We start from the raw sequence: 18,916 nt of genomic DNA on the forward strand, positions 1-18,916 counted from the left end.
TCCTGCCCGGTGCCGCTCACCGCCCGCCGGGCGTCAGCAACCCCCGGTCGTACGCGGTGGCCACCGCGGCGGCCCGGTCGTTGACCCCCAGCTTGGCGTACAGGTGCAGCAGGTGCGTCTTGACGGTGGCCTCGCTGATGAACAGGCGGGCCGCCGCCTCCCGGTTGGAGGCACCCCGGGCCACCAGGGTGAGCACCTCCAGTTCCCGTTGACTCAGCGGCTCCTCGGCGGGAGCGCGCAGCCGGCCCATCAGCCGGCCGGCGACGCTCGGCGCGAGCACCGACTCACCCCGGGCCGCGGCTCGGACCGCCCGGACCAGATCCTCCCGAGGTGTGTCTTTGAGCAGGTAACCGGTCGCGCCGGCCTCGATCGCCGGCAGCACGTCCGCGTCCGTGTCGTAGGTGGTGAGCACCAGCACCCGGGCGGCGCTGCCGGCGCGAGCCAGCCTGCCGATGGCGGTCACCCCGTCCATGCCGGGCATCCGCAGATCCATCAGCACCACGTCCGGCCGCAGCGTCGCGACCAGGACCAATGCCTCCGAGCCGTCCGCCGCCTCGCCCACCACCTCGAAATCGGGGTCGCCGGTGAACATCCCCCGCAGGCCGTCCCGCACCACCGGATGGTCGTCGACGATCAGCAGTCGAACCGGGGCGGTCAACCGGCACCTCCGGGTAGCGCGGGGACGGACGCCGAGATGGCGGTGCCGCTGCCCGGCTCAGATTCGACGGCCAACTCGCCACCGACCCCTGTCACCCGTTGCCGCATGGCGGTCAGCCCGTACCCGCCGCCCGGCTCACGGGGCAGCGGCTGGTCGGTGAGGTCGAAACCCGCCCCGTCGTCACGGACGTCGAGCGTGACCACGTCCGCCATGTACGACAGGGTCAGCCCGACCCGTGACGCGGCGGCGTGCCGGGCCACGTTGGACAGCGCCTCCTGGGCGGCCCGTAGCAGGGTCACCTCGACCTCCGGGTGCAGTGGGCGGGGCGTGCCGGTGGTGGCCACGTCGGCCCGTACCCCGTTCAGGGCCGACCAGCGTCCGCCCAGCTCGACGAGGGCGTCCGGTAGCCGGGCCGTCTCCAACGGTTCCGGACGGACCGCCTGTACCGAACGGCGGGCCTCGGTGAGGCTCTCCCGGGCCAGGGCGAGCGCGTTGTCGACGTGCCGGCGCCAGTCGGCGGACCGGTCGCGGGTCTGCTCGGCCGCCTCCAACTGGGTGATGATGCCGGTCAACCCCTGCGCCAGGGTGTCGTGGATCTCGCGCGCCATCCGTTGCCGTTCGTCCAGCACGCCGGCCTCCCGGGCCTGGGTGAGTAGTTGGGCGTGCAGCCCGGCGTTCTCACTGACCGTCTCGGTGAGTTGGCGGTTGGCGTCGCCGAGTTCCGCCACCAATCGCTTGCGTTTGGCGTCCTCCTGTTCGGCGATCATCGCGAACCAGGTCACTGAGCCGGCGACCACCAGATTGAACAGCACCAGCACCAGCCAGAGCGGCCAGTGCGACACCGCCACCGACAGACCACCGCCCTGAGAGGTGGCGACGAGGGCGGCCGTGGTGACCACGCCGACGACCCGCCAGCGCCCGGGCAGCACCGGAAAGGCGTGGATGTAGCCGATCCAGGCGAAGAAGCCGTACCACGGGCTGGCGGCCACCAGCGCGGCGGCGAACGTGAGCAGCCCGGCGTAGTAGACAGCCATCAGCGTGCGCCGGCTCTGCCAGCCGGGGTGCACTGTGACGAACCAGGCGACCCAGCATCCGGCCGCCACGGCGACGGCAAGGGTGGGCAGCGCCCCGAGGTGCTGGGGTGCCGGTGCGACGAGGGCCAGCAGGGTGCCCAGGGTCAGACCGCCGAAGGGGAGCACGCGATAGAGGGCCGCCTCGCGCTCTCGCCAACTGGTCAGACGGTCGTGCCCACCGTTGCAGGTCATCCCATCTCCGCTCACTCCCAGCGGAACAGTTTCGCCGCGCCGGCGCCGGCCGACACGGCGATCACCGCCATTATCGCCAGGTGCAGCGGTTGCGGCGACGTGCCGGTCCAGGCGTCGAGGAGCGCCTGCACCCCGGGCGGCGTGTAGTCGCCGATTCGCGCCACGACGTCCGGGAGCAGGAATCGGGGCAGGTAGACCCCGCCGAAGAACATGGTGACCAGGAACAGCGGCACGGCCAGGGCCTGTGCCGCCTTCGTCGTCCGGGCCACGGCGGCGACCAGCAGGCCGAGCGACAGCAGGGCGGCCGTGCCGAGGATGAACGCCAGCGTGAAGCCGAGCGGGTGCCGGGGGAACGGCACCCCGAATGCGAGCCGGGCGACCACGATGAGCAGCAGCGCGCTGGCCAGGATTCCGGCCAGGGCCAGCACCAGTTGGGCGGCGAGCAGAGCCGCCGGGTGCGCCGGGGTGGTCGCCAGCCGACGCAGCACGCCGCGTTCCCGGTAGGTGGCCAGCACCGAAGGCAGGGTGTTCACCCCGACCATGGCGAGGGTGACCACCAGCAGCGACGGGGCGAAATAGCTGACGAAGGTCTGCCCGTCGAAGGTCGGATCCGGCTTGCGGAGCGAGGGGATCAGCCCCAGCACCACCAGGATCAGTGTGGGCAGCCCGATCGTGGTGAGAAGCGTCGGCAGGTCTCGCAGGTAGAGGCGCGCCTCGGTTCTCAGGATGTTGCGAAAGGCGTGCATGCTGGCTCCCTCTCAGTTGGCGGGTCGGTGCCCGGTCAGCTCGACGAAGGCGTCGTCGAGGGTGGACTGCTCCAGCCGCAGGTCCGCGGCGACGATCTGGTGGCGGGCGAGCACCGAGGTGACCGCGTGCAGCAACTCACCGGTGCCGGTCACCACCACCTGGCTGCCGGTGCGCTGCACGGCGGACACCTCGGGCAGGTCGGTGAGGAGCCGGTCGTCGACCGGAGCCGAGGGCCGGAACCGGATCCGCTGCTCCGGAGCCACCGTCGACACCAGGCCCGCCGGGCTGTCCAGGGCGACCACCCGACCCCGGTCGATCACCGCGACCCGGTCGCAGAGCCGCTCGGCCTCCTCCATGAAGTGGGTGACCAGCACGATCGTCACCCCGCTGTCGCGGACCTGTTCGATGAGGCCCCAGGTGTCCCGGCGGGCTTGCGGGTCCAGCCCGGTCGTCAGCTCGTCGAGAATGGCGATCTCCGGGTTACCCACCAGGGCCAGCGCGATGGAGAGCCGCTGCTTCTGACCGCCGGAGAGCTTCTTGTACGCGGTGTTCCGCTTGTCGCCGAGGCCCAGCTTGTCGATCAGCTCGGCCGGGTCGGCCGGGTTGCGGTAGAACGAGGCGTACAGCTCCAGTGCCTCGGCCACCCGCAACCGGTCCGGCAGTTGACTCTCCTGGAGTTGCACCCCGACTCGCTGGCGTAGCTGGGCCGCGTCCCGGCGGGGGTCGAGCCCGAGGACCGACACCCCGCCCCCGTCTGGGACACGCAGCCCGGCGACACACTCCACGGTGGTGGTCTTGCCGGCGCCGTTCGGACCGAGGACGCCGAAGATCTCCCCGGCCTCCACGGCGAGCGACACGTCGTCCACCGCCACCAGGTCGCCGTACCGCTTCTTCAGGTGGGTCACCTCGATGACCGGCATCGTGCCGCCTTTCGCCGCCGCTGACTTCGTACCCTCCAAGGGTTGTCGGGGTGGCTCGCCGGCGAATCGACCGGTCGGCGACGAACCTCGGCGTCTCCGGTGGATCACTGCCGTCCGTCAACCGGTTGATGTGCATGTGGTGAGTCGCTGCTAGCGCTCCGCCCGGCGGATCCGGTCACGGCTGGTTAGGCTGCTCGATCGTGGATGCCAGCAGAATCGCCAGCCCGGTGACCGGGGTCGTCGGACGCTTCCTCGCCGGGGCGGGGCTGCTCCTGCGCGGGCTGGGCCTCTACGTCCGCAGCCCGGGGCTGATGCTGCTCGGCATCGTGCCGGCGCTGATCTCCGGCGTCCTCTTCCTGGCCGCGCTCGCCACGCTCGTGTACTTCGTGGACGATCTCGCCGCGCTCGTCACCCCGTTCGCCGACGACTGGTCGAGCACCGGCCGCAGCCTGGTCCGGGTGATCGCTGGGCTGGCCTTCCTGGGGCTCGGCGGCCTGCTCGGCGTGCTCACCTTCACCGCTGTCACCCTGGTCATCGGCGACCCGTTCTACGAGAAGATCTCCGAGCAGGTCGAGCAGCGGTACGGCGGCACGCCGGGCGCGGTGGACGTGCCCTTCTGGTCGTCGCTGCGCCGCAGCCTCGCCGACTCGGTACGCCTGGTGGCGCTCACGGCGCTGGTCGGCATTCCGCTCTTCGTCGCCGGCTTCATCCCGGTGGTCGGCCAGACGGTCGTCCCGGTCATCGGGGCGGCCGTGGGCGGCTGGTTCCTCGCCGTGGAGTTGGTCGGTGCACCCTTCTACCGACGGGGGATGCGGCTGCCGCAGCGCCGGACGATCCTCAAGGCCGACCGACCCACAGCGCTCGGCTTCGGAGTGGCCGTCTTCCTCTGCTTCCTGATTCCGCTCGGCGCCGTGCTGATCATGCCGGCCGCGGTCGCCGGTGCCACGCTGCTGGCCCGCCGCTCGATGGGTCAGCCGATCGAGGAGAGCTGACATGGAGATCACCCTGATCGAGGGGGACATCACCACACAGCGGGTGGACGCCGTCGTGAACGCCGCGAACTCGTCCCTGCTCGGCGGGGGTGGGGTCGACGGTGCCATCCACCGGCGCGGCGGGCCGGCGATCCTGGCCGAGTGCCGGGCGCTGCGTGCGTCCCGCTACGGCAGGGGTCTGCCCACCGGTCAGGCGGTGGCGACCACGGCCGGGGAGCTACCGGCCCGCTGGGTGATCCACACCGTCGGGCCGGTCTGGTCGGCCAGCGAGGACCGGTCGGCGCTGCTGCGCGACTGCTACGCCAACAGCCTCCGGGTGGCCGACGAGTTGGGTGCTGGCACCGTGGCCTTTCCGCTGATCTCCGCCGGTATCTACGGGTGGCCGGTCGACGACGCGGTCGGTCAGGCGCTGGCGGTGCTGCGCGCGGCCACCCCGGCCACCGTCACCGAGGCCCGCCTGGTGCTCTTCGGCGCCGACACCCACGCCGTCGCCCGCCAGGTCTTCGACCTCCATGCCCGCTCTGGTGGGAGTGTCGCTGGTGAGCCGTATACCTGAGAGTCATATTTATGCCTCAGAGGTATATCGCTCACCGAAGCGACACCGCCCCGCCGGACGCGGAGGCCCACGGGTGGTTGGCGGTCAGGTCAGGTCGGCCAGGCAGCTCCACTCGGCTGCCACCGGGCGGTAGCCCAACCGGGTGTTGATCGCGAGCATCGGCCCGTTCGCCTCGTCGTTCGAGGTGTACGCGACGCGCACACCGTTCGCGGCGGCCCGGTGCAGCGCGGCCGTCTTGGTGAGCCGGGCGAGGCCCCGCCCCCGGTGCGCCGGGAGACTGCCGGTGAAGTCCGACCACATCCGGTCCCCGTCCCGCTTCACCAGGCTGAAGGCGGCGACCTCACCATCGACTACGGCGGCGATGCTTGCCGCCTTGTCCAGACCGAGGTTGTCCCAGACGTCGTAGTGCCAGCTCTCGTAGCTGATCGAGTCGACCGGCACGTCGCCCGGCTCGTCGACGGATGCGGCCACGTCGGCCGCGTACAGCAGATGCGGGTCGAGGTCGGAGATCGGGAGCAGCCGTACGCCCGGCGGCGGGTCGGGCAGCGCGGGTGCCGGATTCAATTCGAGCGCAGAGAAGCGCAGCTCACGACTGGGCTCGTAGCCGTGCCGACGGGCGAACGGCAGCGCGTCCGGCTGGGCGAAGGCGCGGAGCCGGCGGACCCCCAGCGGAGCGAGGTGACCGGTCGCGGTCGTCAGCAGCGCGGTGCCGATGCCGCGCCGCCGGTGCTCGGGGTGGACGTGCAGGAGAGTGATGTCACCGAAGTTCGCCGTCGAGGTCGAGGCGTTGCGTTGGGCCGTCACCCAACCGACGACCTGGGCATCGACCTCGGCCACGAAGGCGACCCAGTCCCTGCCCGGTACCGGTTCGGCGATCATTTTCCGGGTCGACTCGACCCCGCGCACCTGGTACGGGTAGACGATCGCCCGCAGGGCCACCACGCCCGCAGCGTCGTCCGGCTGCGCCACCCGAATACGCATGTCAGGCCCCCATCCGTACTGCCGTGACGGGTCGACACCTCGTGCTCGCGTCCTTCGGAGCTGATGTCGTAAATGAATCAGCCGGAGCGCCCCAACTGTCGGCGTCGCCCCGACCGCCGATGTCACCTGGGCCGCTGATGTCATCGCGGCCGCCGATGTCACCTGGGGCCTCGACCTCGAGCAGTTGGTCGGAACAGCTTGGCACGGGCAGCAGCGCGACAGGATCCGGCATGTGGGCGAGGCTAACCAAGATCGTCCGCCCGAGCGACGCATTAACCATGTGCTCCCGCGGCCTGCGACCGACCTGCAGGCAGCAACTTCAGGGAAATAGTGGCCTCCCGGCGCTCGGAGACCACTACTTCCCTGAAGTTGTGCGGATCTTGCAGGGCGGGGCGGCGCGGACCGGACCGGACCGCGGGGCGGGCGCGGAGGCGCGGTCAGGCGGAGGCGCGGCGGATCAGCTCGGTGGGGAGCATGACCGCCTGCTCGATGCTCTCCCCGGCGGCCAGCCGGAGCAGTTGGCGGGTCATCCGGCGGCCGAGTTCCACGATCGGCTGCCGGACGGTGGTCAGCGGCGGCTCGGTGTAGGCGGCGGTCTCGATGTCGTCGAAGCCGACCACCGCCACGTCGTCGGGCACCCGCCGACCTGCCTCGCGCAGCGTCCGCAGGGCGGCGTGCGCCATCAGGTCGGAGGCTGCGAAGACGCCGTCGAGGTCGGGATGCTCGGCGAGCAGGCGGCGCATCGCCGCCGACCCGGATTCCCGGGTGAAGTCACCGATGGCGATCAGCTCGGGCAGCCCCGCGTCGGCGACAGTGCTGCGGTAACCGCTGAGCCGTTCGATCCCGGCGACCATGTCCTGTGGCCCGGCGATGGTCGCGATCCGTCGACGACCGCTGTCGATCATGTGCCGGACGGCCGCAGTGACCCCGGCCACGTGGTCGACGTCGACGTACGGGACGGGCACGTCGCCGAGCGGGCGGCCGCTGACCACCACCGGGATGCCGAGTCGGGCAAGCGTGCCGGGCAGCGGGTCGGCACCGTGCAGCGACGCGAAGAGCACGCCGTCGACGTGCCGGCCGGTGGTGTACCGCTCGACCCGGTGGTGCCCGGCCGGCGAGCCGGCGAGCATCAGCACCAGTTGCTTGTCGGCCGCCTCCAGCTCCTGGCTGACGCCCCGGATGATGCCGGGGAAGACCTGGTCGTCGGAGAAGACCCGGGTGGCCGCCTCCGGCATGACCAGGGCGATCGAGTCGGTGCGCTGGGTGACCAGGCTGCGGGCCGCCAGGTTGGGGACGTACCCCAACTCGGCGACCGCCCGGGTGACCGCCTCGCGGATCGGTTCGGCGACGGTGGTGGAGCCGTTGACCACCCGGGAAACGGTGGCGCGGGACACCCCGGCCCGCGCTGCCACCGCTTCGAGCGTCGGCCGCTGCGCCGTCGTCATCGCGCTTTCCCCCCGCTCGTCACAGCCCGTTCCGGGAGATCACCTCCTGGTACCACCGGGCGCTGGCCTTCGGTGTGCGCCGCTGGGTCAGGTAGTCGACGTGCACGATCCCGAACCGCTTGCGGTAACCCTCCGCCCACTCGAAGTTGTCCAGGAATGACCATACGAGATAACCGCGCAGGTCCACGCCCCGGGAGATCGCCTCGTGCGCCGCACGGAGATGCCCGTCGAGGTAGGCGATGCGATCGGCGTCGATCACCTGCGTCGGGCCGTCGGGCGAGTCGGCGCCGGGCTTGTCGGGGAACGCCCCACCGTTCTCGGTAATCAGCAGCGGCACACCAGGGTAGTCGGCGGCGATCCGCTCCAGCAGCCGGGTGAGCCCGGCCGGTTCGATCATCCAACCCATGTCGGTGAGCGGCCCGGCCGGCGGCAGGAAGTGCACAGCTCCCTCGGTGCCCGGGTACGCGCCGTTGCCGGCACCATCGGGCCGACCGGCCACGTAACTCGGGGCGTAGTAGTTGATGCCGAGCAGGTCGATCGGGGCGGCGATCACCTTCTCGTCGCCGTCGCGGATGAACGTCGGCTCGACGATCCGGGCCACGTGCTCGCGGACGTCGTCCGGGTAGCCGCCGGCCAGCAGGGGGTCGAGGAAGATCCGGTTGTGCAGGCCGTCGACCAGGCGGACCGCGGCGGCGTCGGCCGCGCTCTGCGGGTCGGCCGGGCGTACGTCGGCCGGGTTGACGGTGATGCCCACGCTGCGCGCGCCGGCCGCCCGCAACGCCCGCGCCGCCAGGCCGTGCCCCAACAGCAGATGGTGTACGGCGGTGAAGGCCGCCGCCGGATCCTGCTCGCCCGGAGCGTGCAGGCCGTTGGCGTAACCGAGGTAGGCCGAGCACCACGGCTCGTTGAGCGTGGTCCACACGTCGATCCGGTCGCCGAGGCGGGCGTACACCGCGGTGGCGTAGGTGGCGAAGTGTTCGGCGGTGTCCCGGTTGGTCCAGCCACCCCGGTCACCCAGGGCCTGCGGCAGATCCCAGTGGTAGAGGGTGACGATCGGGTCGATTCCCCGGTCGAGCAGCGTGTCGGTGAGCCGATCGTAGAAGTCCAGCCCACGGGGGTTGGCTGGGCCGGTGCCGTCGGGTTGGATTCGCGGCCAGGCGACCGAGAACCGGTACGCCCGCAGGCCCAGCTCGGCCATCAGCGCCACGTCGTCGGCGTACCGGTGGTAGTGGTCGCAGGCGACGTCGCCGGTGTGGCCCTGGTAAACCTTGCCCGGCGTACGGCTGAAGGTGTCCCAGATGGACGGACCGCGACCGTCGTCGCGGGCCGCACCCTCGATCTGGTACGCGGCGGTGGCCGCCCCCCAGAGGAAGTGTTCGGGAAACCGGATCTCGTTGCTGGACCGGTTGGTTGGCTCGCTCCGCTCGTTCACGCCTTGACCGCACCTTCCATGATTCCGCCGATGATCTGCCGGCCGAACAACACGAAGACCAGTAGCAGGGGCAGCGTCGCGATGGCCGTTCCGGTGAACACCTGCGACATGTCCTGGTAATACCCGTCCGACAGTGCTCGTAGGGACAGCTGCACTGTCGGATTCGCCGGATCGTTCAATACAGCGTACGGCCAGAGGAAGTCGTTCCAGGTGGTCATGAAGGTGAGCAGACCGAGGACTGCGGCGGCGGGACGCAGGGCGGGCACCACGACGTGCCACCAGATCCGGGCGGTGCCACAGCCGTCCATCCGGGCGGCCTCGATCAGCTCGTCGCTGATGGCCTGGCCGGCGTACTGCCGCATCATGAACACCCCGAACCCGGTGACCAGCACGGGGACGATGACCGCGGGCAGCCGGTCGTTCCAGTGCAGCTTGGTCATGAGCAGGTAGAGCGGGATCACGCCGAGCTGCGTCGGCACCATCATGGTCGCGATGATCACCAGCAGCATGGCGTTGCGGCCACGGAACCTGAGCTTGGCGAAGGCGAACCCGGCCAGACTGGAGAAGAACACCACGGAGACGGTGACCGTGGTGGCCACGATCGCCGAGTTGATCAGGCCGGTCAGGAAGTACGCGTCGGTGTTGTCGAACAGGCGGGCGATGTTGGCGCCCAGGTTGCCGCCGGGGGTGACCGGGGGTGGCAGTTGGCCCATCGCGTCGTTGCTGCGGCTGGCGACGACGAACATCCACCAGATCGGGAAGACCGACAGGCCGGCGGCGACGACCAGGGCGAGGTAGGTGAGCGGGCTGGCCCGCCAGAGTCGGCTCATCGCGCCGCTCCCTTCTGCGGTCGATTCCCGCCGCCGAGTCGGCGCAGGATCAGCACGTTGACCGCCGCGACGATCGCGATGAGCGCGAAGAGCAGCCAGGCCACGGCCGAGCCGTACCCGAAGTTGTAGTGCGGGGCGAAGGCGTTCTCGAACATGTACATGGTCAGGGTCTGCGACTCGCGCAGCGGTCCGCCCCGGATCGGGTTGGTGCCGGAGTGGAACATCCGGGGCTCGGTGAAGAGTTGCAGGCCGCCGATGGTGGCGATGATCGTGCAGAAGATGATCGTCGGTTTGAGTAGCGGCACGGTGACCGACCAGAACTGGCGGGCCCGGCTGGCGCCGTCGATCGCCGCCGCCTCGTACAGGTCGCGGGGGATGGCCTGCATGGCGGCCAGCAGGATCAGCGCGTTGTAGCCGGTCCACCGCCAGTCGACCATGGCAGAGATGGCCACCCAGGAGGCGAACCGGTTGGACTTCCAGCCGATCGGATCCATCCCGACCAGGTCGAGCAGCCAGTTGATCATGCCGAACTCGCGGCCGAAGAGCACCCCGAACACGATCGCCACCGCGGCGGTGGACGTGACGTTGGGGACGAGCACCGCCATCCGCCAACCGGTGCGTGCCCGCAGGCCGCGGTTGAGCAGGTTGGCCAGCCAGAGCGCGGCGAGCAACTGCGGCACCGTGGAGATCACGAAGATGCCCAGCGTGTTGACAAGCGCGTGCCAGAAGTCGGTGTCGGCGAGCAGCCGGGTGTAGTTCTCCGCCCCGATGAAGGGGTGGTCGGCACCGAGCAGGTCCCAGTCGTGCAGCGACACCCAGAAGGTGTACGCCAGCGGGTACGCCCCGAAGATGCCGAAGATCAGGAAAAACGGGGCGATGTAGAGGTACGGCGAGAAGCGGGTGTCGAATCGACTGAGCCGACCCGAGGATTGGCGGGGGCTACCGCTTGCCGGTGTGACCGGCGGACGGGCGTCGAGCTGGACGGTCATGCCCGAGGACTCCTTTCCGTCGTGCGGGCGGGACCTCTGCTTCCGAGGCCCGCCCGCACGCTCGCTCGGGGCTACTTGGCGGCGGCCTTCTTCGCGTTGGTCACCGCGTCGGTCCAGCCCTGCGCGGGGTTGCGCTGACCCAGCTCCACGGTCCGTACGGCGTTCTCCACCTCGGTCCGTACGGCCTGGTTCTTCGGGCCCATGTAGACCGGCTTCAGGCTCTTCGCGCCGGTGCCGAAGATGGCGCCGACCGGTGCCCCCGAGAAGTACGCGTTGGTCGCGCCGGTGATCGCCGGGTCGTCGAGCGCCTGCGGCGAGGAGGGCAGCGGACCCTTGGCCTTGAACGCCCCGATCTGCCCCTTGGCGCTGGTCAGGAACTTGGCCAGCTTGATCGCCTCGGCCTGGTGCTTGCTCTGCTTGGGAACGGCGAGGTGCGATCCACCCCAGTTGCCGCCGTTACCCGGCACCCGGGCGATGTCCCACTTGCCCTGTGCGTCAGCGCCGGCGTTGGCCTCGATGACGCCGGTCATCCAGGCGGGGCAGGCGATGGTGGCGAACTTCGACTGCTTGAAGGCGGACACCCACTCCTCCGACCAGGAGCCGTATTTGCCGGAGAGGCCCGAGTCGATGATGTCCATAGTGGTGTCGTAGGCCTGCCGCACGGCCGGGTTGCTGTCGACGACCAGCTTCTCGCTGGTGTCGTAGTAGCTGTAGCCGGTCGTGTTGCCGGCGGTCTGCAACAGGATGGTGTTGAACGTGTTGGTGGCCCCGTCGAGGAAGGACGCGCCGGTCTTCGCCGCGGTGAACCGCTCGCCGGTGGCGATGTAGTCCGGCCAGGTGGGCCAGAGCTTCGAGACCGCGTCCCGTTCGGTGGGCAGGCCGGCCTTCTGGAAGAGGTCCTTGCGGTAGCAGATGGCGATCCCGCCGACGTCGGTGCCGAGGCCGATGAGCTGCTTGCCATCGGCGGTCAGGCCGGCGTTCCACTTCCACTCCAGGAAGTTGCCCTTGAGGTCGGCGGCGCCGTGGTCCAGCAGGTTGACGAAGTTCGCCGGATTGGCCTTGTACTCGACCAGCAGACCCTCCTCGATGGCCACCACGTCGCCGGCGCCCCGGCCGGCGGCGAGCCACTGCGTGAGCTTCGGCGAGTACTCGTCGAGGTTGGTGCCGGTGCCGCGCTCGACGATCTTCACGCCGGGGTTGGCGGTCATGTACTCCTGGTAGAGCTGCTCGTAGCCGAACTGGCCGAAGACGTCGACGGTCAGGGTGACCGGTCCGTCGCCCGGCTCGTCACCGCCGCCGCAGCCAGCGGTGACGAGCAGGGCGGTGGCGGCGGCGAGGGCCACCGCGGCGAGGCGGCGGCGCGGGAAGACAGCCATGGTTTATCGACCTCTCTCAAGGCGGGCGGGTGATGGCAGATGGCTAAGAGAGCGCTCTCACGACAGGGTGGTGGGTCGTCAACCCGCTGTCAAGAGAGCGCTCTCTCAGCGTTGTGGTCCCGTGATGGACGGCCGCCGGAGCACAGCGCGCCCAGTACGCCGAACGCCGACGAGGGCGCCACCCCCGCCGGGGTGACGCCCTCGTTCGTGGTGCGTCGGTCAGCCGGTGCGCAGACCGTCCAACAGGGTGCGGTCACCGACGACGTCCAGCGTCTCGAAGCTCACCCGCCCCCAGAGCGCCAGCAGCAGGTCGCTCGCGGTGCCGCTGACCTGGGCGCGGGCGTGGTGATCGTCGTGGTCGAAGATGGTAGCGGTGTCGAGCAGCGCCACCCCCTCGCCGCGCAGCCGCAGATACCACTCCTGGGCCGCGTCGGTCGCGCAGAGCTGCACCACCCCGTGCCAGTCACCCGGCACCTGCCGCCGGCCCGCCGGCAGCCAGGTGTCCAGCACCTCACTCACCCCGTCGGCCGCGAGCTTCGCCTCGACCGGATCGCCAGCCCCGATGGCGAGCTGGGCGTCCCAGCGGTGCACGGCCGTCTCGTGCGCCATCCGACGCGGCCAGAAACCGGCCTTCTTCGGCTGCGGGGCCCAGTTCCACGCCGGTGCCTCCGGGTCGATCCCGTCGAAGAGGGTCATCACCCGGTCGTAACCCTGCTGCCACAGCTGGAGCGCGTTCACGCCCGGGTCGGCCTCGATCTTCTCCCGCCGAGGCGGCTGGCTGGTCTGGCCGGAACCGGCGAACGACGAAACCCAGTGGTAGATGCCGGCCATGTGCAGTGTGACGTCGTTGACCGTCCAGCCCGGACAGGACAGCACCGGTGTCTCCGGCGGCGCCTCGGCCACCGCTGCCGCGAAAGCCGGACCCTCCGTCCGGAGCGCCCCGATCCAGAAATCCTTGCTGCCCTGCAGTCTGCTCATCGCCATCCTCCCGGGGGTGCCGGGCGACCAGTGGGTGCCACGGCTACTTGTCAGCCTAAGGTGAAGGGCGTGCCAGACGCCTCCGCCCAGCCGACAACCGACGCCGATCGTGCCATCCCCGGTCCACTCGCCGGCTACACCACCCTCCGAACGGGTGGGCCGGCTGAGCGGATCGTGGCCGCCGGCAGTGCCGACGAACTCGTCCAGGCGGTACGCGCCGCGGCGGAGCCGGTCCTGATCCTGGCCGGGGGCAGCAACGTGGTGATCGGCGACGCCGGCTTCCCCGGCACCGTCGTGCTGGTGCGCTCCCGTGGCATGCGGGTCATCGCCGAGGACGCCACCTCGGTCACCGTACGGGTCGACGCCGGCGAGCCGTGGGACGACCTGGTCGCCGCCACGGTCGCCAACGGCTGGGCCGGGCTGGAATGCCTCTCTGGCATCCCCGGCTCGACCGGTGCCACCCCGATCCAGAACGTCGGCGCGTACGGCCAGGAGGTCGCCGAGACGATCACCGGCGTCGAGGTGTACGACCGGGTCGAGGGCACCCGTCAGGTCATCCCCGCCGCGGACTGCGGCTTCGCCTACCGGGGCAGCATCTTCAAGTACGTGGACCGCTGGGTGGTGCTCTCCGTCGACTTCCGACTCACCAGGTCTCCGCTCTCCGGGCCGGTGCGCTACGCGGAGCTGGCCCGAGCCCTCGGTGTCGAGGTGGGCGACCAGGTGCCGCTGGCCGACGCCCGAGCGGTGGTGCTGCGGCTGCGGGCGGGCAAGGGGATGGTGCTCGACGCCAACGACCCGGACACTCGCTCGGTCGGCTCCTTCTTCACCAACCCGGTGCTCGACCGTGCAACGTACGAACAACTCCTGGAACGCTCCGCCGAGCTGGGCGACCCGCCCGCCTGGCCGGGGGCGGACGGTCTGGTCAAGGTGAGCGCCGCCTGGCTGATCGACAAGGCCGGCTTCGCCAAGGGCCACCCCGGCGAGGGTGGGGTGGCCATCTCCAGCAAGCACACCCTGGCCCTGACCAACCGCAGCGGCACCGCCCACACCAGCGACCTGCTCACCCTGGCCCGCACCATTCGCGATCAGGTCCACGCCCGCTTCGGCGTAACCCTGCACCCCGAACCAGTCCTCATCAACTGCACCCTCTGACCCTGCGGGGTCAGGGGAGGGGCCAGGTGAGGGTCAGTTCGCCCTGACGCCAGCGGGTGGGGTTGTCGTGGACGGGCCAGCCGGTTTCGCGGAGACGGGTCACCGCGTGCAGCCAGCGTTGGCGGGGGCCGAAGGTGGCGTACGGGGCGGCGGCCTGCCAGGCGTCGTCCAGGGCGCGAATCAGCGCGTGCACCGGCTCACCGGGAACGTTGTGGTGGATCAGCGCCTTGGGCAGCCGCTCGGCCAGCTCGGCAGGGCTGCCCAGCGTGGTGAGCTTCGCGGCCAGGGTCAGCGTCCGAGGGCCGTCGGCGTCGATCAGCAGCCAACTGGCGAGCCGCCCCAACTCGTCACACGTGCCCTCGACGAGCACTCCGCCGGGCGCGAGCGCGGCGGTCATCGTCTGCCAGGCTTCGGCCACCTCGCTCTCGTCGTACTGTCGCAGCACGTTGAACGCGCGGACCAGCACCGGCCGGAGCCCGGCCAACTCGAACCCACCCCGGGCGAACGTCAATCCGGGTGGGTCGGCGGCCGGCGCCGCGGCCGCCACCCGGGCCGCGTCGATCTCCAACCCGACCAGCCGTACGTCCGGACGAACCCCGGCCGCCAGTCGAGCGCGCAACTCCACAGCGGTCACCGGGGTGGCGCCGTAGCCGAGGTCGACCACCAGGGGGTCGTCCGCCGCCAACAGCCGGTCGGCGCAGGTGGCGACGATCCAGTTGTCCACCCGACGGAGCCGGTTCGGGTTCGTCGTGCCGCGGGTGACCACGCCGACCGGCCGGCGCCGCGCCGCAGGGCTCATGTCGACCTCCGGGCCAATCTCCGTTCGCGACTGCGGGGCTCGAAAACCCGGCTCACTTCTCCCTAGACCCGGTGCACCTTGTGCTGGGCGGCCTGTGCCCGGGGCCGGACCACCAGCCGGTCGATGTTGACGTGCTCGGGGCGGGTGGCGCACCAGGCGATGCAGTCGGCGACGTCCTCGGCGACCAGCGGCCCCGGCACCCCGGCGTAGACGGCGGCGGCCCGTTCCGCGTCGCCCTCGAAGCGGACCAGCCCGAACTCGTCGGTCTTCACCATGCCCGGGTCGATCTCGATGACCCGCAGCGGCCGACCACACAGCTCCAGGCGCAGCGTGCCGGCGATGGCGGTCTGCGCGTGCTTCGCGGCGGTGTAGCCGCCCCCGCCCTCGTACACGGTCAGGCCGGCGGTGGAGGAGACCACCACGATGGTGCCGGAGCCGGATGCTTCCAGCGCCGGCAGCAGCGCCTGGGTGACCCGCAGGGTGCCGAGCACGTTCACGTCGTACATCCACTGCCAGTCGGCGACCGAGCCGGACTCCACCGGGTCCAACCCGCGCGCTCCGCCGGCGTTGTTGACCAGCAGGGTGACCGGCCCGGGTGCCTGGGCGGCGGCCTCGGCCAGCCGGGCCACCGACTCGTCCGAGGTGACGTCGCAGGTCACGGCGGTGGCCTGCCCACCGGCGGCGGTGATCTCGGCGACCAGGTCGGTGAGCCGTTCGGCGCGACGGGCGGCGGCGAGCACGTGGAAGCCCTCGGCGGCGAGCCGGCGGGCGGTGGCCGCGCCGATCCCGCTGGACGCTCCGGTGACGATGGCGACTGAGGTCATCCCGACATTGTCACCCTGGGCGTACGAGCCGCCCCGACCGGGCGTAGGGCAGCCGTCGGCGGGCGTTCGGTGATGAGGTCCGTCACGCCGAGGGGCCGCGCTGGGGAATTTCCGAAGCCCGATGGGGAAGATGACATCCGGCGTACAGGTTGACCGAGAAGCGCCGGTCGTGCGAGACGGCATCAACCGTGATGAAGGAGCGGATGTGGCGGAAATGCACACCGGTGTCGGGCGTCAGCGAGGTGCCCGACCGTGGCCTCGGCCGCGCCGCATCGCCACCCTGTCGGTACACACCTCCCCCCTGCACCAGCCCGGCACGGGTGATGCCGGCGGAATGAACGTCTACATCCTCGAAGTCGCCCGGCGTCTCGCCGAGGCCAACGTGGAGGTGGAGATCTTCACCCGGGCCACCTCCGGTGACCTCCCCCCGGTGGTCGAGATGGCGCCCGGCGTGCAGGTCCGGCACATCACCTCCGGCCCCCTGGAGGGCCTCACCAAGGAGGAGCTGCCCGGTCAGCTCTGCGCCTTCACGGCCGGGGTGCTGCGTGCGGAAGCGTCCCGCCCGCCCGGCCACTACGACCTGATCCACTCCCACTACTGGCTCTCCGGCCAGGTCGGTTGGCTGGCCAAGGAGCGTTGGGGGGTGCCGCTGGTGCACACCGCGCACACCCTGGCGAAGGTCAAGAACGCCCAGCTCGCGGCCGGTGACCGGCCGGAGCCCAAGGCCCGGGTCATCGGCGAGGAGCAGGTCGTCGCCGAGGCGGACCGGCTGGTCGCCAACACCCGGGTCGAGGCCAGCGACCTGCTCGACCGGTACGACGCCGACCCGACCCGGGTGTCCGTCGTGCAGCCGGGCGTCGACCTCGCCCGGTTCCGGCCCGCGCCGGGCGACAGGTCCGCGGCCGCCCGCCAGGCCCGTCGCCGGCTGGGGCTTCCAGTCGACGGGTACGTGGTTGCCTTCGTCGGTCGGATCCAGCCGCTCAAGGCCCCCGACGTGCTGATCCGCGCGATCGCCGCATTGCGGGAGCGCGACCCGGCGCTGGCCGACAAGGTGACAGTGGTGATCTGCGGCGGGCCCAGCGGCAGTGGGCTGGACCGGCCGACCGCCCTGATCGAGTTGGCCGCCAGACTCGGGGTCGGCGACGGGGTGCGGTTCCTGCCGCCGCTCACCGGGGACGACCTTCCGGCCCTGTACCGGGCGGCGGATCTGGTCGCGGTGCCGTCGCACAACGAGTCGTTCGGGCTGGTCGCCCTGGAGGCGCAGGCCTGCGGTACGCCGGTGCTGGCCGCCGCCGTCGGAGGGCTGGTCACCGCCGTCCGGGACCAGGTCAGTGGCGTACTGATCGACGGGCACGACCCGGTGGACTGGGCCCGTGCGATGGGCAGCCTGCTGCCGAACCGGGCGCTGCGGTCGGTGCTGGCCCGAGGTGCCGAGCAGCACGCCCGGCACTTCTCCTGGGACCGCACCGTCGCCGGCCTGCTCGGTGTCTACGGCGAGGCGATCGCCGGGCACCGCGCCCGGCTCGCGGCCGACCTGGCCGGTGACCCGGCGCTCTCCTGCTCCTGGTGACCCGCGGCCCGTTGTCACCCGGTGCGCGAGCCGGGTCGGTCGTAGAGTGGGTCCGGTGAGCCCGAAGAGCGATCTTGCGACCCTGATCGAGTCGGTCTGCGCCGAGCGGGACCTGGCCTGGGAGTCGACCGGCCCCGGCTCGTACGCGGTGACGCTGCCGGGCATCCACAAGCTCAAGACGATCTGCAACCTGATCGTCGGCGAGCACGCGCTGCGGATCGAGGCGTTCGTGATGCGCCAGCCGGACGAGCGCCGCGAGGAGCTGTGGGCCTGGCTGTTGCAGCGCAACGCCCGGATGTACGGCGTCTCCTTCTCCACCGATGCGGTCGGCGACGTGTACCTGACCGGTCGGGTCAACCCGGCCGGCGTGGACGCCGACGAGTTGGACCGCCTGTTCGGCGCTGTGCTCACGTACGCCGACGAGTCGTTCGACACGATGCTGGAGATCGGCTTCGGCAGTTCGATCCGGCGCGAGTACGAGTGGCGGGTGAAGCGGGGCGAGTCGACCGCCAACCTGGCCGCCTTCGCCCACCTCTTCGAGCCCTCCGGCGCCGGCCCCGATCCAACCTGACCCACCGACGCGGCGACGCCACTCGATCCTGGCTCCAGTACGAGCATGGCGAGTTGACTGTGGTTCGGAGTGCTCCTGACGGGTATGCCGCACCGCGCGGTGCGGCAAGGGACCCCCGCGCGCCGATGACGGAGTGCCAAGGAGCGGAGCGTCCCATGGCTCAGCGGAACAGCTCAGGTCGCGGCGCGACTGCGACCAGGACGAAGCGACAGGCCGGCAACCAGACGCCGGGTACGCCCGGAGTCTCCGAGTCGGAGATTTCCCGGATGCGGGTGGACGACATCCGCGGGCAGCTGCGTAAACGGGGGGTCTCCGGGATCTCCGCACTGCGCAAGCCCGAGCTGGTGAAACAGCTGGTGCGCTCGATGCGGGCCGGCGCGGGTCGGAGCAGCACCGGCCCGTCGGGCCGGGCCGCCGGCACCAGGGCGTCGGCGGGTCGTGCCGCCGCCACCAAGAAGTCGGCGGCCAGGCCGGCGTCGAGCCGCGCGAAGGCCGCGCCGGCGAACAAGAGCGCGCCCGCGAAGCGGGCCGCCGCAACGAAGGCGACCGCCGGGCGGAAGTCGACGGCGGCGGCGAAGAGGGCGCCGGCGAAGAAGGCGACCGCCGCGAAGAAGACCACAGCGGCGACGTCGACGGCCGCCCGCAAGAGCACGGCCGCGAGCAGGACCACCGCCGCCCGGAAGACCGCCGCAGCGCGGAAGACCACGGCGGCCCGTAAGACAGCGACGGCGCGTACGGCGCCCGCGCGGAAGGCGCCGGCGAAGAAGGCGCCGGCGCGACCGGCGGCGAAGCGCGCGGCGCCGGCCAAGAGCGCGGCGGCCAAGCGCACGG

General features: G+C 71.2%; 19 protein-coding genes. 5 read left to right on the forward strand and 14 right to left on the reverse strand.

Features of this window, described 5'->3' with window-relative positions; translation table 11 throughout:
• Positions 1–16 precede the first annotated feature (16 nt).
• The 4 genes from GUI43_RS23810 to GUI43_RS23825 are packed head-to-tail and all read right to left on the reverse strand — an operon-like array spanning position 17 to position 3,590.
• The gene (locus tag GUI43_RS23810; RefSeq protein ID WP_112699820.1) at positions 17–658 is read right to left on the reverse strand and encodes a response regulator; all 642 of its coding nucleotides are present in this window, start codon (positions 656–658) and stop codon (positions 17–19) included.
• Complete coding sequence (locus GUI43_RS23815) at positions 655–1,923, reverse strand: sensor histidine kinase (RefSeq protein ID WP_170158781.1); 1,269 nt, start codon at positions 1,921–1,923, stop codon at positions 655–657. Before GUI43_RS23815 ends, GUI43_RS23810 begins: the two co-directional genes overlap by 4 nt.
• Before the next feature lie 11 nt (positions 1,924–1,934).
• Complete coding sequence (locus GUI43_RS23820) at positions 1,935–2,669, reverse strand: ABC transporter permease (RefSeq protein WP_112584210.1); 735 nt, start codon at positions 2,667–2,669, stop codon at positions 1,935–1,937.
• Positions 2,670–2,681: 12 nt separating this feature from the next.
• The gene (locus GUI43_RS23825; RefSeq protein WP_112584211.1) at positions 2,682–3,590 is read right to left on the reverse strand and encodes an ABC transporter ATP-binding protein; all 909 of its coding nucleotides are present in this window, start codon (positions 3,588–3,590) and stop codon (positions 2,682–2,684) included.
• Positions 3,591–3,790: 200 nt separating this feature from the next.
• Between GUI43_RS23825 and GUI43_RS23830 the strand changes: the two genes are divergently transcribed.
• On the forward strand, positions 3,791–4,582 hold the full coding sequence (locus GUI43_RS23830; protein WP_112674072.1) for an EI24 domain-containing protein: 792 nt from the start codon (positions 3,791–3,793) through the stop codon (positions 4,580–4,582).
• Between the two features lies 1 nt (position 4,583).
• A complete protein-coding gene (locus GUI43_RS23835; protein WP_112699821.1) occupies positions 4,584–5,138 on the forward strand; it encodes an O-acetyl-ADP-ribose deacetylase in 555 nt (184 codons plus the stop codon).
• Positions 5,139–5,222: 84 nt separating this feature from the next.
• Here the strand turns inward: GUI43_RS23835 and GUI43_RS23840 are convergent, their stop codons facing one another.
• The 7 genes from GUI43_RS23840 to GUI43_RS23870 form a co-directional block, all read right to left on the reverse strand.
• A complete protein-coding gene (locus GUI43_RS23840; protein WP_112699822.1) occupies positions 5,223–6,119 on the reverse strand; it encodes a GNAT family N-acetyltransferase in 897 nt (298 codons plus the stop codon).
• Between the two features lie 437 nt (positions 6,120–6,556).
• Positions 6,557–7,564 carry a LacI family DNA-binding transcriptional regulator gene (locus GUI43_RS23845; RefSeq protein ID WP_112584215.1) on the reverse strand — a complete coding sequence of 336 codons (1,008 nt, stop codon included), beginning with the start codon at positions 7,562–7,564 and terminating at the stop codon, positions 6,557–6,559.
• Positions 7,565–7,583: 19 nt separating this feature from the next.
• Positions 7,584–8,996, reverse strand: coding sequence for a GH1 family beta-glucosidase (locus GUI43_RS23850; RefSeq protein ID WP_112699823.1), 1,413 nt, complete (start codon positions 8,994–8,996; stop codon positions 7,584–7,586).
• Positions 8,993–9,826 (reverse strand): carbohydrate ABC transporter permease, encoded by an 834-nt coding sequence (locus tag GUI43_RS23855; RefSeq protein WP_112699824.1) that lies wholly within the window; start codon positions 9,824–9,826, stop codon positions 8,993–8,995. The genes GUI43_RS23850 and GUI43_RS23855 overlap by 4 nt, the downstream gene beginning before the upstream one ends.
• A complete protein-coding gene (locus GUI43_RS23860) occupies positions 9,823–10,815 on the reverse strand; it encodes a carbohydrate ABC transporter permease (protein WP_112699825.1) in 993 nt (330 codons plus the stop codon). Before GUI43_RS23860 ends, GUI43_RS23855 begins: the two co-directional genes overlap by 4 nt.
• Before the next feature lie 71 nt (positions 10,816–10,886).
• Complete coding sequence (locus GUI43_RS23865; protein ID WP_112584218.1) at positions 10,887–12,191, reverse strand: ABC transporter substrate-binding protein; 1,305 nt, start codon at positions 12,189–12,191, stop codon at positions 10,887–10,889.
• Positions 12,192–12,410: 219 nt separating this feature from the next.
• Positions 12,411–13,169 (reverse strand): maleylpyruvate isomerase family mycothiol-dependent enzyme, encoded by a 759-nt coding sequence (locus tag GUI43_RS23870; RefSeq protein WP_112584219.1) that lies wholly within the window; start codon positions 13,167–13,169, stop codon positions 12,411–12,413.
• A gap of 69 nt (positions 13,170–13,238) precedes the next feature.
• On the opposite strand from GUI43_RS23870, the gene GUI43_RS23875 reads away from it, so the two are divergent.
• On the forward strand, positions 13,239–14,321 hold the full coding sequence (locus tag GUI43_RS23875; protein WP_181518674.1) for a UDP-N-acetylmuramate dehydrogenase: 1,083 nt from the start codon (positions 13,239–13,241) through the stop codon (positions 14,319–14,321).
• A 10-nt stretch (positions 14,322–14,331) separates the two neighbouring features.
• Here the strand turns inward: GUI43_RS23875 and GUI43_RS23880 are convergent, their stop codons facing one another.
• Positions 14,332–15,120 (reverse strand): class I SAM-dependent methyltransferase, encoded by a 789-nt coding sequence (locus tag GUI43_RS23880; RefSeq protein WP_112584221.1) that lies wholly within the window; start codon positions 15,118–15,120, stop codon positions 14,332–14,334.
• Between the two features lie 62 nt (positions 15,121–15,182).
• On the reverse strand, positions 15,183–15,944 hold the full coding sequence (locus tag GUI43_RS23885) for an SDR family oxidoreductase (RefSeq protein ID WP_091402775.1): 762 nt from the start codon (positions 15,942–15,944) through the stop codon (positions 15,183–15,185).
• 205 nt (positions 15,945–16,149) lie between these two features.
• Between GUI43_RS23885 and mshA the strand changes: the two genes are divergently transcribed.
• Both mshA and GUI43_RS23895 read left to right on the forward strand, forming a co-directional pair.
• Positions 16,150–17,514, forward strand: a complete 1,365-nt coding sequence (gene mshA / locus GUI43_RS23890) for a D-inositol-3-phosphate glycosyltransferase (protein ID WP_112605244.1) — start codon at positions 16,150–16,152, stop codon at positions 17,512–17,514.
• A gap of 55 nt (positions 17,515–17,569) precedes the next feature.
• Positions 17,570–18,085 (forward strand): type III secretion system chaperone family protein, encoded by a 516-nt coding sequence (locus GUI43_RS23895; RefSeq protein ID WP_112699826.1) that lies wholly within the window; start codon positions 17,570–17,572, stop codon positions 18,083–18,085.
• Between the two features lie 160 nt (positions 18,086–18,245).
• Here the strand turns inward: GUI43_RS23895 and GUI43_RS33965 are convergent.
• A partial coding sequence (locus tag GUI43_RS33965; RefSeq protein ID WP_170158782.1) for a hypothetical protein occupies positions 18,246–18,916 on the reverse strand: 671 nt, incomplete at its 5' end.

The sequence above is a fragment of the Micromonospora noduli genome, assembly GCF_003264365.1.
In the GTDB taxonomy this organism is placed as follows: Bacteria; Actinomycetota; Actinomycetes; order Mycobacteriales; family Micromonosporaceae; genus Micromonospora; species Micromonospora noduli.

What these genes read in the sequence shown, in the direction of transcription:
- GUI43_RS23815 (WP_170158781.1), bottom strand. Translation starts at nt 1,923, where the DNA reads ATGACCTGCAACGGTGGGCACGACCGTCTGACCAGTTGGCGAGAGCGC.
- GUI43_RS23820 (WP_112584210.1), bottom strand. Translation starts at nt 2,669, where the DNA reads ATGCACGCCTTTCGCAACATCCTGAGAACCGAGGCGCGCCTCTACCTG.
- GUI43_RS23825 (WP_112584211.1), bottom strand. Translation starts at nt 3,590, where the DNA reads ATGCCGGTCATCGAGGTGACCCACCTGAAGAAGCGGTACGGCGACCTG.
- GUI43_RS23835 (WP_112699821.1), top strand. Translation starts at nt 4,584, where the DNA reads ATGGAGATCACCCTGATCGAGGGGGACATCACCACACAGCGGGTGGAC.
- GUI43_RS23840 (WP_112699822.1), bottom strand. Translation starts at nt 6,119, where the DNA reads ATGCGTATTCGGGTGGCGCAGCCGGACGACGCTGCGGGCGTGGTGGCC.
- GUI43_RS23845 (WP_112584215.1), bottom strand. Translation starts at nt 7,564, where the DNA reads ATGACGACGGCGCAGCGGCCGACGCTCGAAGCGGTGGCAGCGCGGGCC.
- GUI43_RS23855 (WP_112699824.1), bottom strand. Translation starts at nt 9,826, where the DNA reads ATGAGCCGACTCTGGCGGGCCAGCCCGCTCACCTACCTCGCCCTGGTC.
- GUI43_RS23860 (WP_112699825.1), bottom strand. Translation starts at nt 10,815, where the DNA reads ATGACCGTCCAGCTCGACGCCCGTCCGCCGGTCACACCGGCAAGCGGT.
- GUI43_RS23865 (WP_112584218.1), bottom strand. Translation starts at nt 12,191, where the DNA reads ATGGCTGTCTTCCCGCGCCGCCGCCTCGCCGCGGTGGCCCTCGCCGCC.
- GUI43_RS23870 (WP_112584219.1), bottom strand. Translation starts at nt 13,169, where the DNA reads ATGAGCAGACTGCAGGGCAGCAAGGATTTCTGGATCGGGGCGCTCCGG.
- GUI43_RS23880 (WP_112584221.1), bottom strand. Translation starts at nt 15,120, where the DNA reads ATGAGCCCTGCGGCGCGGCGCCGGCCGGTCGGCGTGGTCACCCGCGGC.
- GUI43_RS23885 (WP_091402775.1), bottom strand. Translation starts at nt 15,944, where the DNA reads ATGACCTCAGTCGCCATCGTCACCGGAGCGTCCAGCGGGATCGGCGCG.